Below are 15,804 nucleotides of genomic sequence, written 5' to 3'. Positions count from 1 at the left end.
TTATTGGCAAAAAAACCAGATGAAAAAGAACAGACACCTTCCCATTTCAAAGAATAGAATATTGAAAAATAAGGTGGTTTATAAAAACAGATCAAAGCGAGCACTTAAAAATAGAAAATTAAATGAGTAAAAAATGGTTTTTTCAACTATTTAAATTTTTTAATTACTAGATTGAAAAAAGACTCAAAAATAATTGCAAACATCCAAGATTCCTTTAAGAAACAAAATCGTGATTTTTCTCGCTGTTCATGATGCTAGTTTTATTACAAGGGATATACCTTAACGAATGCCTGCAGGAAGATGAAAAAGAGAATGAAATTCTTTTAATGAAAAAATTGATCGTCAGGAATTAAATAACAAAATGTATATTTTTGGGTGTTTTTTTATATAAAAGAGATCGCTGTTTTATTCAAGTTAAATCACAATTTTTGCAAAAACATTGTTCTTAATGATGCAAAAACTTGGTAAATTACCTTTATTTAATTTCAATTTTCTCTTATAATTAACTAGAATTGAGCAAATTTGCTTTTCTTGATTGAAAAGATAAATTTATAAAGCACAAATAATTTAGGGAGTGTGTTCATGGGAAAGCCGTTACTTAAGACTTTGACCGTTGTGGCAGTCGGTGTTGGATCCGTTGCCATCTGTTTGGTTGGGTATCGCCAGAACAATCAGCGACAATACCAGCAGCGGGTAGAATATGCGCAAACTGCGATCGCCAGTGAGACCGACAGTATTGCATCATTGAAGAAGGAGGTCGCAAGCCTTTATCTCAATGAGGATCGAACATTCTTAAAAGCGGGCATCACCGCTGATGATATCAGCCAGCTCGTCGGAAAGTTGTCCATGATCAAAGTATCTGGTGAAGAATACGGCATCGAAGAGAATGCATTGCCGGCAGATGCAAAAGAGATCCAAAAGCAGAAACAAGCCATTGACGATGAATTGAAGGATATCGAAGCAAAGCAAAAAATCCAAGAAGCAACCGATAAGCTCTTCACGAAAGGCGTCTCCAACTGGCAGAAAGCCGAAAATGACGTCATCATCAAAAAAGATCTGAAAGAGACTGACGTTGGCAGCATTCGTGAAAACTTGAATTTTTTTGAGGATGACAAATGGACAGCGTTAGTGAAAGAATACCTTGGTTTTGCAGATGCTCAACTTGATCGCGTGACAAAACTGCAAAAAGAATTTGATCGTATGCTTAAAGACGATAAAGTGACGGATGCAGTGACCTACGAGAACTACTTATCAGCCGTTGACAGCATCAGCAAAATTCGCAATAAAGACTTGAAAGAAAAATATACCAAGCTTGCAGAAACCGTTGCTTCACAAATGGGCTATGCTGGTTATTACGGTAATACAACAGATACGGCAACGACTGGTGATGGCTATTCAGATAGTATGACGGATAGTTCAGAGACAGATTCAGAATCCTATTATTGATAGGAAGAGCCAACTGGAGGAATAATTATGTCAAAAGGAAAAAAGATTTTTTTGATTATTTTTGGAATCGTTGCAGTGCTCGTGATCGGTGTGGTAGGAATCGGCGCCAAGTTATACATGGATCTTTCCGGTTCGATCCAAAAGACCTATGAATCAGTGGAGCGTTCACAAGATGAAAAGAAACGGGAAAATCCTGTTGATTTAAAAAAACAAGAGTCCTTTTCAGTTCTATTGATGGGGATCGATACTGGGGACTTGGGACGTGTCGATCAAGGCCGTTCAGATACGATGATGGTAGCGACGGTTAGTCCAGAAGAGCAACAAACAACGATCGTTAGTATTGCTCGGGATACTTATGTGGACATTGTCGGTCATGGTACGAAAGACAAAATCAATCATGCCTATGCATTTGGTGGTCCTGCAATGTCGATGGATACCGTGCAAAAATATTTAGATATCCCCGTTGATCATTACATCTCAATCAATATGGCCGGTCTGAAAGAATTGGTAGATGCCGTGGGAGGCATTGAGGTCAATAACGACCTGACTTTTAGTCAAGACAATTATGATTTCACGATTGGAAAAATCACTCTAGATGGCGATCAAGCATTGGCGTATTCCCGTATGCGGCATGAAGATCCCAATGGCGATTATGGCCGTCAAGAACGACAACGCAAAATCGTTGAGGGAATTGCTAAGAAAGTGTTGAGCTTTGATGGTGTCAGCAAATACCAAGATATCTTGAGTGCTGTCGAAAGCAATATGAAGACAGATATGAGTTTTGATAATATGCGGACGATTGCATTGGATTATCGGGATGCTTTCAAAACGATCAAACAAGATCAACTTAAAGGGGAAGGCTTCATGCAAGATGGCATTTCCTACCAACGGGTTAGTGAGGAAGAACTGAATCGAGTTCAAACAGAACTGAAAGAACAATTAAACCTAGAGAATGAATAAGAAAGTGGAGAAGAAATGGAAGAAACAATTAGCTTAAAAGAGATATTTGAAGTCTTGCGAAAACACTTGGCTTCAATCATTATTGCCATGTTTGCCGGCTTGGCACTTGCAGGAATTGCAACCTTCTTTGTGATCACACCAAAGTATAGTTCACAAGCCCAATTGATCGTGACACTGCCGCAATCGGAAACCGCAAATGTCAATGATGTCAATACCAATCTGCAAATGATCAATACGTATAAAGACATGATTGTCAGTGACTTAGTATTGAACGAAGTCAAAGATCGTCTGGAATCAGAAAGCAATGTCAAAATGACGGCTGGAGAAATCAAAGACGCGATTTCAGTCAATCAATCTCAAAATTCCCAAATGTTTTCGATTCAAGCAACCAATCCGAATGCTGTGACCGCACAAAAAATTGCCAACACCACAGCACTAGTCTTTCAGGAAAATGCCAAAGACGTCATGAATGTGGACAAAATTTCCATCATTTCAAGTGCTGTTGCCAGCACATCACCGGTATCGCCAAATAATAAATTAAATTTAGCTATTGGATTAGTGCTGGGGCTGATGGTCGGTGTCGGACTTGCTTTCTTATTTGAATTATTAGATCGTACCGTAAAAGACGACAAATTTGTTACCGACACGATTGGCTATACGATTTTAGGGACTGTACCTCAAATGTCGCAAAAAGAATTAAATGCGACGATCCAAAAGAAACCAACAAGACCAACTTTGAAGAAACCAACGAATGACAAAACGACGGAATCTCGTCGCAGCCGTTCGAGAGTATAGGAGGAAGAGACATGGCTAAACAACAAGAACGTAAAGGGACCCAAACCCATGCAGTAAGTCTGATCACTTTAGTGGATCCTTCTTCTCCTATTTCAGAGCAATATCGGACGATTCGAACCAATATTCAATTTGCGTCTTCAGCGGATCAACAAATAAAAACATTAGTCGTCACTTCTTCGGGACCAGGAGAAGGCAAATCGACCACATCTGCTAACCTAGCAGTGGTCTTTGCAAAATCAGGTCAACGAGTATTGTTAGTGGATGCAGATATGCGGAAACCCACCGTCTACAAAACGTTTAATTTACTGAATAATGTGGGCGTTAGTACAGTTTTGAGCACTTCAACGAATCTAGCTGAGGCAGCCCAACAAACAGTGATCGACAATCTCTCCATTTTACCAAGTGGTCCTAAACCACCAAACCCTTCGGAATTATTGGGATCATCTAGAATGAACCAAGTGATGGCGGAAGCAAAGAAACTCTATGATATCGTGATTTTTGATATGCCGCCAGTAGTGGCAGTAACGGACGCCCAGATCATGGCTTCCAAAGCAGATGGGACGATTCTCGTTGTGCGCGAAAATGTTTCCCGCAAAGAGCCATTAACAAAGGCAAAAGAATTATTGAATATGGTGCAAGCTCGCGTATTAGGGGTAGTCTACAACGGGGCAGAGAATAACAAAGATTCAGGCTATTACTATTATTACGGGAATTAATGAATTAGGAGACGAACGAAATGATTGATTTACATTGTCATATTTTACCTGGTATCGATGATGGTGCCGAAACGATGGAAGCAAGTATTGCGATGGCAGAAAAAGCCATTAGTCAAGGAATCACTCACATCCTGTGTACGCCACATCACAACAACGGGAAATATCACAATCCAAAATCTGACGTTATTTCGTTGGTCTCTTCTTTGCAATCAGAATTAGACCAACGAAATTTGCCGTTGACCGTATTAGAAGGACAAGAGGTACGGATAACAGGAGATTTAATTGAGGATATTCGTAATGATGAGATTTTATTTACGGATCTGGACGATACGTATATTTTGATAGAATTTCCTACAATGGAAGTACCAACTTATTCCGAACAAGTCTTTTTTGAGTTGAAGAGTCTTGGAAAGACACCAGTTATCGTGCATCCAGAGCGAAACGCCTATTTTAGAAAAGATCCGAATAATTTGATTCCATTCCTAGAAATGGGGTGCTTAGCACAATTGACGGCTCCAAGCTATATGGGAGTCTTTGGAAAAGACATACAAAAAACGGCCAAATTAATGGTTGAATACAATTTGGTTCAGATGGTAGCTTCAGATGCTCACGGAGTCAAGAAACGGACTTTTTATATGAAAGAGGCTTATGAGCAAATCGCCAAAGATTTTGATCCAAATAAAGTAACTTTAATGAAACAAGTGGCGAAAGATTTGATAAATGGGGATCAAATCGATTATCCAGAATACACAATGATAAAAAAGAAAAAGTTTGGGTTATTTTAGGGGGCTTTTGGGTTGTTTGAGTTAACAAGAAGAAGAAAAATAGCCACGTTGATTCTAGTGGACAGCATCTTATTGGTTTTTGCCAATATTGCTTCGTATTATTTTATGAAACCATTTGTTAGTATTCCATTGGATTTCATGCAAATTTCAATTGTCCTTTCAATTGTCTTATACTGGCTATTTGGTTGGATTTTCCGCGTTTTTTCCAGAATCAATCGTTACACGAATCTGCGAGAAATGATCGCTATCTTTTTAGCGTTGACATTAAGTTCATTTGCAACGATCATTATTCTTTTTTTTAGTAAAGAAAATTATAGTATGCGACTAGTAGTCTCAACATACTTTCTTTCGATGTTCTTTATTATTGCTAGCCGATTAGTTTGGCGATTGTACATTGAGAAGAAAAACAGCCGCTGTATAACGAGTGAAGAAGTAAAGAATACCTTGATTCTCGGGGCCGGCGAGGGTGGCCGAATTCTCTATAATAGCTTACTAGGCTCAAAAACTGCAGGGGACATTAATGTCGTTGGGTTCATTGATGATGATCCCAACAAAAGACACACCTATCTTTCTGGCAAGAAAGTACTTGGCTCTATCAAAGATTTACCAGAACTAGTTGAAAAATATGAAATTGCTATGGTCACTATCGCGATTCCATCTCTTTCCCGGAAAAAGCTTCGTGAGATCTTTGACTTGATCGAGCCGTTACATGTAAAAGTGAATAGTATGCCGTCAATGGAAGAAGTCGCTTCAGGAAAAATCAATCTTTCTCGCTTAAAAGAAATCGATGTGGTTGACTTATTAGGACGAGATGAAGTCCAGTTGGACATTGATGCCATCAAAGATCAAATCACAGGAAAAACGATCCTAGTGACAGGTGCCGGGGGATCAATCGGTTCAGAGATTTGTCGTCAAGTAATCCGCTTCAACCCTCGTAGGCTATTGTTACTGGGTCACGGAGAAAACTCAATCTATTTAATTGATCGCGAATTAAGAAACAACTACTCAGAGTGTGTTACGGAAATCGTTCCTATCATTGCAGACATCCAAGACCGTAAGAAAATCTTTGCAATTATGGAGGATTATCAACCAGAAATTGTTTATCATGCTGCGGCCCACAAACATGTGCCATTGATGGAATACAATCCAAGAGAAGCTGTTAAAAACAACGTCTACGGAACTAAAAATGTGGCAGAAGCTGCTAAAGCAGCCAAAGTAAAAAACTTCGTTATGGTTTCAACTGACAAAGCAAATAATCCTCCGAATGTCATGGGAGCGACGAAACGAATCGCCGAAATGATCGTTACCGGATTAAATGAAGCAGGATGTACGAAATTTTCGGCTGTCCGCTTTGGGAATGTGTTAGGTTCTAGAGGAAGTGTGATTCCCGTGTTTCGGGAACAAATCGCAAATGGCGGACCAATTACCATCACGGATTTTCGCATGACACGCTATTTTATGACGATTCCGGAAGCCAGCCGATTGGTAATTCAATCAGGAGCTTTGGCTAAAGGTGGAGAAATCTTTATTCTAGATATGAGTGAGCCAGTCAAAATCATTGATTTGGCTAAAAATATGATCCGATTGAGCGGTTATAGTGAAGATGAGATAGAAATTATTGAGACCGGGATTCGTCCTGGGGAAAAACTCTATGAAGAACTGCTATTAGATAAAGAACGAAACGATGAAGCTGTGTTTGAGAAAATTTTTGTTGGCAATATCACTGGCTATTCAATAGCAGAAGTCATGGAATTCGTTGGACAATTATCTGATGATGACAAACAGCTAGCAAAAGATGTTGTTGCTTTTGCCAATGCTTCAAATAAATAGGAGTGGATCAAGTGTACAAAGATAGGGTAAAGCGAGGGATCGACTTTTTGCTGTCCTTAGCAGGGATAATCATTCTTTCCCCGATTTTTTTGATCTTGTGTCTAGCAATTAAAGTAGATTCAAAAGGACCGATTATTTTCAAACAAAAGCGAGTTGGTAGAGACAAAAGTCATTTTAATATCTACAAGTTTCGCACGATGAAAGTTGATACTCCAAAAGAAATGCCGACTCATTTGTTAGAGAATCCTGATTTTTTTATCACAAAAGTTGGGAAATTCTTGCGAAAAACTAGTTTAGATGAATTGCCGCAGCTTTTTAATATTCTAAAAGGTGATATGGCAGTGATTGGTCCGCGTCCGGCATTATGGAATCAATACGATTTGATTGAAGAACGAGATAAATCTGGGGCAAATGACATTCGTCCAGGATTGACTGGACTGGCTCAAATCAGTGGACGTGATGAGCTAGAGATACAGGAAAAAGCTAAGCTTGATGGGTATTATACAGAACACCTTAGTTTTGGAATGGATGTTAAATGTTTCTTTGGAACGATTACCTCTGTATTTAAAAGTGATGGTGTCGTCGAAGGTGGTACCGGAACGATGAAGAAGGAGGATGTGGAATGAAACGGATTTTAATAACTGGCGCGAACAGTTACATTGGCACCTCTTTCGAGAATTGGATGAAGCAGTTTGGTGATGAGTACCAAATCGATACATTGGATATGCATGGCGACCTTTGGAAAGCAAAAGATTTTTCTCATTATGAGTCTGTTTTTCATGTAGCTGGAATAGCTCATGCTGATGTTTCAAAAGTAAGTGAAGAAACCAAACAACTTTATTATAAAGTAAATTGTGATTTAGCTGTTGAAACAGCTAAAAAGTATAAGAATGATTTAAATGGAAGAATTGGACAGTTTATTTATATGAGTTCAATTATCATCTATGGTGAAGAAACAAATATCAATAAAAAAAGGGTAATAACACCCGAAACTGAACCAAAGCCATCTAATTTTTATGGGGACAGTAAATGGCAGGCTGAAAAACAATTAACATTACTTCAAAGCGAAAATTTTCATCTCGCAATTATTCGACCGCCTATGATTTACGGACCAAACAGCAAAGGGAACTATCAACAATTAGTAAAAATTGCCAATAAGCTGCCAATTTTTCCAAACATCAAAAATGAACGATCAATGCTAAACATTGACAGATTATGTGAATTTATCAAATTTAGAGTCGACTCCTCGGATAACGGGGTGTTTTTCCCGCAGGATGAAAATTATGTTAGGACAAGTTATATGGTTAGAGATCTTGCACTTAAAAATGGAAAAAAGATTTACTTGTTTTCATGGTTGAATTGGTTTATTTATCTTTTAGGATATTTTCCTGGAAGAATTGGAAAATTAGTTAACAAGGCTTTTGGAAGTCTAGTTTATGAAAAATAGTTACTTTTAAGGAGTTTTCCGTATGAAAAAAGCATTAATAGTTGCTTCAGTTGCTTCCATGATAGAACAATTCAACTTAGAAAATATTCAAATTCTTATAAATCTAGGTTTTTCAGTAGATGTTGCTACAAATTTTGAAAATCCAGGAACAATCACAAATGAAATTGTTGATAATTTGAAAAAAAAATTGCAGAAGAAACATGTTAATTGTATTCAAATAGATTTCCCTAGAGGAATTGGTACTTTAAAACAAGATAAAGAGTGTTATCAAGTGTTAAAGCAATTAGCAACGAATAACTATAATTTAGTTCATTGTCATTCTCCTATTGGCGGAGCGCTTACAAGATTAGCATTCAGAAATTCAAATTCTAAAGTAATATATACAGCACACGGATTTCATTTTTTTAAAGGAGGACCAGTCAAAAATTGGATTTTATTTTATCCAATTGAGAGATTCTTATCTAGATATACAGACATTCTGCTTACAATTAATAATGAAGATTTTCAAGTCGCAAAAACATTTCATGCAAAAAATGTAATAAAGATACCCGGTGTTGGAATAAAAGAAATTGATAAAACAATGGCAACAAATAAAGATCAGGAAAATTTAAAAGTTAGTCTTGGTATTAATTATGACGATTTGGTAATAATTTCGATAGGAGAACTAAGTAAACGGAAAAATCATATTACTGCAATTAAAGCATTACATGATCTGAAATTTAACTATCATTATATAGTATGCGGAACGGGAGAAGAACTTGATGTTTTAAAACGAGCTGTGCGCGAATATAATATGGAAGATAGAGTTCATTTCATAGGATATCAAGGTAATATACAGCCATATTTAGAGATTTCTGATTTGTCTATTTTTATTTCCAAAAGAGAAGGACTTGGACTAGCTGGTTTAGAAGCAATGTCAGCTGGTGTTCCTCTTATTTCTTCATATATAGGAGGAATTAAAGATTATACTGAAAATGGTGTAACAGGTTTTACAATAAAAAATCCTATGGATATAAGTGAATTAAGAGAAAAATTAAAGCAATGGGTTTCATTAACATCTCACCAAAAAAAAATTATGAGTAAGAATTGTATATCAATTTCTCAGAAGTATACAATTCAAGAAGTAAATAAAATAATGACTAAAATCTATTCTACTATGTAAAGGAAATGTATGTATGTATAATGTATCCGTAATAATGTCCACTTATAATGGAGAACGTTTTATTGAAGAACAAATCGAAAGCATTTTCCTTCAGAAAAACTGCAAAGTGAATTTATTTGTTCGAGACGATAACTCTAGTGATAATACACTAAATATCCTTAATAAGTTAAAAAATAAATATCCTATAGAAATCATTGCAGACCAAAAAAATTTGGGTCCTGCACAAAGCTTTTTAACTGCGCTAAAAAAATGCCCTTTCGATACTGAATTTTATGCATACGCTGATCAGGATGATGTCTGGTACTCAGACAAATTAGAAAAAGCGTGTTTGAAACTTAGTGAGGTATCAAATGAAAAAGTTTCATTGTATTGCTCCACATATGATGTTGTTGATAAAAATTTAGATGTTATATTTACTCGTGATTTAAATCAATATGGCAAAATAACGATGGAAAAAACTTTAATGGGTATCTCACCTTCAGGATGTACTATGGTTTTTAATAGAAATTTAAAAGAAAAACTGGATTTATCAAATCCCGACTATATGAGAATGCATGATTTTTGGACATTATTAACTTTGCAAGCTTACTCTGGAAATTTAATTATTGATAACGAAGCTACTATGGCATATCGACAACATGGAAATAATACAGTTGGATTTTCCAATAAATTTGAACTTAAGCACTGGAAACGGTTATTTCTGAGTATAAAAAATGATAATGAGCGTCTTAGACAAGCACAATCCGTTTGGAATAACTATAAAGATGTCCTCAATGAAAATAATAGGGTGAGCATTCTTAATCTATTGAATTATAAAAAGAATTTGCGAAATAAATTCAATTTGATTAGAAATAGCAGATATAACTCCAATGTATCTAGAATAAATCTTCTTTTCAAACTATCTATTTTAATGGGGATATTTTAAATGAAAAAAATAAAGGTGAATGTTTTATTATCGTATTACAACGGAGAAGAGTATATTAATGAATTGTTAAACAGCATAAATAATCAAATGGGCCCACTAAGTATTAAAATAATTATTAGAAATGATGGATCTCATAATGATTTTATAAATTCGCTAGCAAGCGATAATATCTCTGTTATAAATTGTCAAAATGTTGGAGTAAAGATGAGTTTTTTAAAATTAATTGAATTATCAGATGACGATGCTGAATATTTTTGTTTTTGTGACCAAGATGATATTTGGGATGCTGATAAAATAATCTCCGCCATTAACAAACTCGAAGAAACTAGCGATTGTGCCTCAATATATATTGGGAAAACAAGATTAGTTGATAATCATAAAAATATAATAGGAGAAGATTCCTTTGAAAAAGGAGCTTTTCCTTTCAGTAGAACATTAATAAAGAATAATGCAGTTGGATGTACAATGGTATTTAATAAGAAGTTTAGAGACGTAATATATATTAACACCGAAGAATATAAATGCATTTCAAAAGAATTACTCCATGATCACCTCTTATATATGGTATGTACAGGAATTAATGGTCGAGTATATTATGATGGAACCCCACATATTAGTTATCGCCAGCACAATAATAATGTTGTAGGTGACAATAGAAACATAATTGATAAAATTAAGACTAATGGATTTTTTGACAAAAAAAATATTCGGTTAAACTGGGCAAACGAATTATATTTGAACTATGGAGAAGCCCTAACTGATGAGAATAAAAATTTATTACTGCAAATTATCCATTATAAACAAGACATTGTACAGAGAATTAGTTTGGCTTTTGGCAATCCTTTAAGTACGAGATCATTATTGGAGAGACTCAATATAAGTTTGTTATTTTTGTTAGGAAAATATTAGGATAGAGGTATAAATGAATAAGATAATTAATAAACAAATTACCATTGATGATTTAAATAAATATATGGTTGTGTTTTTTCTTTTTTTTGCTTTAGTAACACCGGCAGATTCTTTAAAATTAAAACTGCTGAGCTTTGTTTGTGTTATTTTTTTTAATATAAATAAAATACTCGCTTTTCTAACAAAGAAAAAGAATCTGTTTTACACATTTTACATGATTTTCTTCCCTGTAATATTGTTTATCTTATCCTCTTTTAATAATCAAAATTGGGTAGAAATGATAAAGTTTTTTTATGTTTTCAGCTACCTTTTATTGATTCCGATTTGTGAGTCTAGAGGAATCAACTTGTTGAAATATTTCATTTACATTTTAAACATTATATCTTATATAATTGTCATCAGTGCTTTATTAGATAAAATTGGTTTATTGGGGATCAATAATAATCCTATTTTGATGTTTTTAAATAATGCGGGAGAGGCACAAATAAGTGTTTCTCCATATGCTATTTTTCACTATGTAATCTTTTTAAATGCATCGCCTTTGGTATTGATTTCTTTTTCCTATTATCTTTTTCAAAAAAAATATGCATTTGCTGGATTAAACTTTCTTGCATTAATCTTGTCAGGAACACGGGCGAATATTTATTTAGGGATTGTAATGATTTTATTATACGTTTTATTTGATAAAAGTATTAGGTTATTTAAACCATTGTTAGTTTTAGGACTAACAATGCTTATTATTTTGTACGGAAGCAGTTTTTATGAAAAAGTAACTATAATTAATTGGGCAAAAAGTCAAGGAGATGAAATAAGGACATTAAATTTAGAATCAATAAAAATAGCTATGAATAATTCTTGGGAAAATTATATATTTGGTATGGGAGCACGAACATCCTATTTTAGTTATGCAAGAAATGAATTAATCAATGAATCTGAACTAAGTTATATTGAATTATTGAGACAAATTGGACTCATCGGATTAATCCCTTTTATTGCTTTTCTCATTAAACCAATATACCGTCTTATAACAGACAGGAGGTTTATTTGGTTGGCACTTTCATTTTCCCTATATTTGTTTAAGTGCTATTTTGATCCTTTTTTGTTTACTTCAACTGGTTTTATACTAATAGCTGTTGTATATTTTGAATATAGAAAATCACTGACGGAAGTAGGGGAGTAGATGTGTTCTATTTATATAAGTTTAGCTTAAATATTATTTTGAACTTTATTGTATTTACTTTGAATTTTTTTATAAAAAGAGATAAAAATATAATATTATTCGGCTCCTGGATGGGTGAAACATTTTCTGATAATTCGAGGTACTTATTTCAATATATGCATAAAAGCTCAGATAAAAAAGTGATATGGGTCACCAGAAATCATGAGATTTTGAAAGAATTGAATAATTTAGGATATAGAGCATATAATATCCATAGTTTGCATAGTTATTATTACCATTTGAAATCAGGAACTCATGTGGTTTGTAATGTACCTTTTAAAACTAAAAGTTATAAAGGGGATATTCTAGGAGAGCTTTCACTTGGGGCAAAAAAAATCCAACTGTGGCATGGAATTCCATTAAAAGGAATTGGAAGAATTGCTAAAAATAACGACTACAATCGTGATAATACTTTATTAAATAAAATTATAGAGATAATAAAATCCAATAGATTTTTCAATAATTATATTAAGGTATCAGGGGACTGGAACAATTATTATATGCTAGCCACAAATAACCGTATTGGTGAAATTTTTTCAGAAGCTTTTAGTCTCTCTAGTACCAACATCATTATCTCATCATATCCTCGAAATTGTGAGTGTTTAGAATTAGTTAAAAGTGAAGAGCTAATATTAGGTAAAATGAGTGACACGAAAAAAAAAGTTTTACTCTTTGTTCCTACTTTTAGAGAGACAAATTCTATTATACCTAATCCTATACAAAACGACAATTTCAGAAAGTTTTTAAAAGAAAATAATGTGATTTGGGTCCAAAAAAAACATATGGCTGACAAAAAGAATAATATTGATAATTTTGATGATGTAGAAACAATAATGTTACCTGCAACTTTCGATTTAAATATTCTTACATCAAGAATTGATATTCTGATTACTGATTTTTCAAGTATTTCTTTTGATTTTATTTTTTTTGACAAGCCAGTTCACTACTATGTTCCGGACATCAATAATTATATTAGCGAGGAAAGAGGTTTTTCGCTTGATTTTGATGAGTATACTGCAGGTTGGATTTCGATGAATATAGATGACCTTAAAAACAATATAGAAAATCAAATCAGCTGCGAGACACCAATGAGTGAAACTAATTTAAAAGTACGCCAAGTTAAAAAGAAAGTTTATAGTAACAATCAAGCAAGCTATAAGTCAATAGTTAAAGACTTACTTATTTAGAAGGAGTAAATTATGATTGGGATATCCGTAATTATACCAGTGTATAACTCTGAGAAATATATTGAAGAAACATTAAGTAAAATTGCTGAGTGGACGTACCCTAATCTTGAAATTATTTTTGTAGATGATGGGTCAAAAGACCACACTTTTGACTTGATAAAGAATTCTAAAATTAATAATTTTAGATTAGAGTATCAAGAGAATGGTGGTGTTTCCAAGGCTAGAAATTATGGCTTTCAATTAGCAAAAATGGACTATGTTTTTTTTATGGATTCAGATGATTATGTTGAGGATTCTTATTTTTATGAAATGGATTCAATAGTAAAAGGAAACGATGAAATTGATTTAGTAATAAATAAATTTGTATTTGTTTTTGAAAATAAAGAAGAAAAAGTGTTGCAAGATTTTAATGAATTTTCTGGTATAAAAGATTCTCTTTCATCTTTGAAGTTACTATTTATGAATAAGATTGGTCCTGTGGGAAGAAACGTGATTTTTTCAAGAGCATATTTATTAGCTAATTTTGGTAATAAACCATTTCCTGAGGGAAGGACAAAAGAGGATGGTGCTTCGGTTTATAAATTTATTGGCTTTTCCAAGCAGATTTTTTTCTATGATAAAGCTTGTTATTATTATAACCAAAGAGATGAATCAATGGTCCATTCTTATAAAGCAGAAGATATGAATAATATTATAAAAAATTCAATAGAACAATTAGATTTTATAAAAAAATATAATTCATACAAACTTTATGTATTATGTATAAATTTTATTTACCACAATATATTTCAAGAATATAGAAAACAGATACTATTAAAAATAACCGCTGAAGAATTAAAAATGAATAGAAAGAAAATTGATTTGTTTGTAAAAAAATACATAAAATTGAGATTGCTGAATAGTAAGAATTTTTTTAAACAATTTCTTTTTAAAACAAATTTATTTGAATTAACACTAAAGGCTAATTTAAGAATAAAAAAGGGAAGAAACTCATGAAAAAAGTCCTTTCAAATTTAGTTTACAATTCACTTTATCAGGTTTTCATGATAATTGTTCCAGTTATAACTATTCCATATGTTTCCAGAGTACTTGGAGCTTACTACATTGGCGACTATAGTTACTACTCTTCCATCATATTGTTTTTGGGGTCGATAATACTTTTTGGTAAGAACCAACAAGGAGTGAAAGAAATTGCTCAAAAAAACTTTGATGAAAGAAAGCAAGCCTTTTATGACGAATGGATAATACAGATAATTTCTTTCTTTCCTGTAATGGTTCTTAATATAATTTGGTTTTACTTTACAAGTGAAAATTTTATTGGTCTATTTTTATTATTCTTTCCGTATTTATTATCTTACCTTTTTGATATATCATGGTTTTACATAGGAATTGGTGAGATAAAGAAAGTTGTTATAAGGAATACGATTATTAAAGTGATAAGTGTAATATGTATTTTTCTTTTTGTAAAAGATAAATCTGATTACTATCTTTATATTGCAATAAATAGTTTTGGAGCCATAATTTCCAATGTTGTTTTTTTTGTATCATTAGAAAATTATTATAATAAATTCTCACGTATAAAGATCAGAATAAATAAAACCTATCTAAACGAATCATTAAAATTACTAATTTCAGTTATCGCTGTTCAAATTTATACTAATGTTGATAAACCAATAGTTGGGACATTTTCTGATCAAGTTTCCTTAGCGTACTATACCCAATCTCAAAAAATAGCTAGAATTTTGATTGCAGTAATAGTTTCATTTAGTACTATAATTATGCCCAAATTAGCGAGACTAAAGAAAGATGGAAATAATGATAGAATGATAAATATTTTTCGAAAATCTCTAGACTATACGACCTTAATAGCTTTGCTATCAACTCTATTATTAATATTAAACGCTCAAGATTTTGTGCCATGGTTCTTTGGAACTGAATTTTCTGGTATGGTACCAGACATGGTATTATCTTCATTTTTAGTATATTTTATATCAATTGGTGGAGTTTACAGCAGCCAGTTTAGCCTGGCAAATGGAGACTATAATGGATATACAATACCATTAGTGGTTGGGGCAATCACTAGTATACCATTATTAATAGTACTGACATCTATATTTGGTTCAATTGGTTCGGTCATAGCAATTGTATCAACTGAATTTTTAGTTTTTTTATTTAGAGTAGTCTTAGTCAAAAATGAGTTACCAGTAGTTAATTTTTTTAAAGAACAGATTTTTTATTATTTTTCTTTCTTACTAACTACTTTGCTTTTTTTGTTTTTAAATCTTAATTTTATAGTTAGTGATTTTGCTAGAATGGTTGTTAGATCAATTTTAGTAATATTATTCTTTGTTATAAATATCATTATTTTCGACAGAAGTATTAGAATAAACATTTTTAAATTTTTAAAAAAGGAGAAATAATTT

Annotated in this window: 15 protein-coding genes; all 15 read left to right on the top strand. The window is 33.1% G+C overall.

All coding sequences use genetic code 11. The features are described 5' to 3' along the window. The first annotated feature begins 582 nt into the window (after positions 1 to 582). Genes HED61_RS13305 through HED61_RS13235 form a run of 15 tightly spaced genes read left to right on the top strand, consistent with a single transcriptional unit; the run spans position 583 to position 15,801 of the window. Complete coding sequence (locus tag HED61_RS13305) at positions 583 to 1,446, top strand: hypothetical protein (RefSeq protein WP_103299526.1); 864 nt, start codon at positions 583 to 585, stop codon at positions 1,444 to 1,446. A gap of 27 nt (positions 1,447 to 1,473) precedes the next feature. Continuing rightward, a complete protein-coding gene (locus tag HED61_RS13300; RefSeq protein WP_219644951.1) occupies positions 1,474 to 2,406 on the top strand; it encodes an LCP family glycopolymer transferase in 933 nt (310 codons plus the stop codon). Between the two features lie 15 nt (positions 2,407 to 2,421). Continuing rightward, positions 2,422 to 3,201, top strand: coding sequence for a YveK family protein (locus HED61_RS13295; RefSeq protein ID WP_113849503.1), 780 nt, complete (start codon positions 2,422 to 2,424; stop codon positions 3,199 to 3,201). A gap of 11 nt (positions 3,202 to 3,212) precedes the next feature. Further along, entirely contained in the window at positions 3,213 to 3,917 is a 705-nt protein-coding gene (locus tag HED61_RS13290; RefSeq protein WP_219644952.1) for a CpsD/CapB family tyrosine-protein kinase, read from the top strand. A gap of 20 nt (positions 3,918 to 3,937) precedes the next feature. Next, complete coding sequence (locus HED61_RS13285; protein WP_171917389.1) at positions 3,938 to 4,702, top strand: tyrosine-protein phosphatase; 765 nt, start codon at positions 3,938 to 3,940, stop codon at positions 4,700 to 4,702. A gap of 12 nt (positions 4,703 to 4,714) precedes the next feature. After that, a complete protein-coding gene (locus HED61_RS13280) occupies positions 4,715 to 6,532 on the top strand; it encodes a polysaccharide biosynthesis protein (protein WP_219644953.1) in 1,818 nt (605 codons plus the stop codon). 11 nt (positions 6,533 to 6,543) lie between these two features. Continuing rightward, the gene (locus tag HED61_RS13275) at positions 6,544 to 7,158 is read left to right on the top strand and encodes a sugar transferase (RefSeq protein WP_219644954.1); all 615 of its coding nucleotides are present in this window, start codon (positions 6,544 to 6,546) and stop codon (positions 7,156 to 7,158) included. Next, complete coding sequence (locus tag HED61_RS13270; protein WP_219644955.1) at positions 7,155 to 7,979, top strand: NAD-dependent epimerase/dehydratase family protein; 825 nt, start codon at positions 7,155 to 7,157, stop codon at positions 7,977 to 7,979. Before HED61_RS13275 ends, HED61_RS13270 begins: the two co-directional genes overlap by 4 nt. Positions 7,980 to 8,001: 22 nt before the next feature. Beyond that, positions 8,002 to 9,141 (top strand): glycosyltransferase, encoded by a 1,140-nt coding sequence (locus tag HED61_RS13265; RefSeq protein ID WP_219644956.1) that lies wholly within the window; start codon positions 8,002 to 8,004, stop codon positions 9,139 to 9,141. Between the two features lie 13 nt (positions 9,142 to 9,154). Further along, complete coding sequence (locus HED61_RS13260) at positions 9,155 to 10,066, top strand: glycosyltransferase (protein WP_219644957.1); 912 nt, start codon at positions 9,155 to 9,157, stop codon at positions 10,064 to 10,066. Next, the gene (locus HED61_RS13255) at positions 10,067 to 10,975 is read left to right on the top strand and encodes a glycosyltransferase (protein WP_195971527.1); all 909 of its coding nucleotides are present in this window, start codon (positions 10,067 to 10,069) and stop codon (positions 10,973 to 10,975) included. 13 nt (positions 10,976 to 10,988) lie between these two features. Continuing rightward, positions 10,989 to 12,155: an O-antigen ligase family protein gene (locus tag HED61_RS13250; protein WP_219644958.1), complete on the top strand. Its 1,167-nt coding sequence runs from the start codon at positions 10,989 to 10,991 to the stop codon at positions 12,153 to 12,155. 2 nt (positions 12,156 to 12,157) lie between these two features. Then, on the top strand, positions 12,158 to 13,381 hold the full coding sequence (locus tag HED61_RS13245) for a CDP-glycerol glycerophosphotransferase family protein (RefSeq protein ID WP_219644959.1): 1,224 nt from the start codon (positions 12,158 to 12,160) through the stop codon (positions 13,379 to 13,381). A gap of 12 nt (positions 13,382 to 13,393) precedes the next feature. Further along, the gene (locus tag HED61_RS13240) at positions 13,394 to 14,377 is read left to right on the top strand and encodes a glycosyltransferase family 2 protein (protein WP_219644960.1); all 984 of its coding nucleotides are present in this window, start codon (positions 13,394 to 13,396) and stop codon (positions 14,375 to 14,377) included. Then, positions 14,374 to 15,801: a lipopolysaccharide biosynthesis protein gene (locus HED61_RS13235; RefSeq protein ID WP_219644961.1), complete on the top strand. Its 1,428-nt coding sequence runs from the start codon at positions 14,374 to 14,376 to the stop codon at positions 15,799 to 15,801. The genes HED61_RS13240 and HED61_RS13235 overlap by 4 nt, the downstream gene beginning before the upstream one ends. Positions 15,802 to 15,804: the final 3 nt, after the last annotated feature.

Origin of the sequence: Enterococcus gallinarum (genome assembly GCF_021496385.1) — a bacterium.
GTDB classification, from domain to species: domain Bacteria; phylum Bacillota; class Bacilli; order Lactobacillales; family Enterococcaceae; genus Enterococcus_D; species Enterococcus_D gallinarum.
This window is presented reverse-complemented; position numbering and strand designations above follow the sequence as displayed.

Coding starts and splice junctions, on each gene's coding strand:
- HED61_RS13305 (WP_103299526.1), top strand. CDS start 583: ATGGGAAAGCCGTTACTTAAGACTTTGACCGTTGTGGCAGTCGGTGTT.
- HED61_RS13300 (WP_219644951.1), top strand. CDS start 1,474: ATGTCAAAAGGAAAAAAGATTTTTTTGATTATTTTTGGAATCGTTGCA.
- HED61_RS13295 (WP_113849503.1), top strand. CDS start 2,422: ATGGAAGAAACAATTAGCTTAAAAGAGATATTTGAAGTCTTGCGAAAA.
- HED61_RS13290 (WP_219644952.1), top strand. CDS start 3,213: ATGGCTAAACAACAAGAACGTAAAGGGACCCAAACCCATGCAGTAAGT.
- HED61_RS13285 (WP_171917389.1), top strand. CDS start 3,938: ATGATTGATTTACATTGTCATATTTTACCTGGTATCGATGATGGTGCC.
- HED61_RS13270 (WP_219644955.1), top strand. CDS start 7,155: ATGAAACGGATTTTAATAACTGGCGCGAACAGTTACATTGGCACCTCT.
- HED61_RS13265 (WP_219644956.1), top strand. CDS start 8,002: ATGAAAAAAGCATTAATAGTTGCTTCAGTTGCTTCCATGATAGAACAA.
- HED61_RS13260 (WP_219644957.1), top strand. CDS start 9,155: ATGTATAATGTATCCGTAATAATGTCCACTTATAATGGAGAACGTTTT.
- HED61_RS13255 (WP_195971527.1), top strand. CDS start 10,067: ATGAAAAAAATAAAGGTGAATGTTTTATTATCGTATTACAACGGAGAA.
- HED61_RS13250 (WP_219644958.1), top strand. CDS start 10,989: ATGAATAAGATAATTAATAAACAAATTACCATTGATGATTTAAATAAA.
- HED61_RS13240 (WP_219644960.1), top strand. CDS start 13,394: ATGATTGGGATATCCGTAATTATACCAGTGTATAACTCTGAGAAATAT.
- HED61_RS13235 (WP_219644961.1), top strand. CDS start 14,374: ATGAAAAAAGTCCTTTCAAATTTAGTTTACAATTCACTTTATCAGGTT.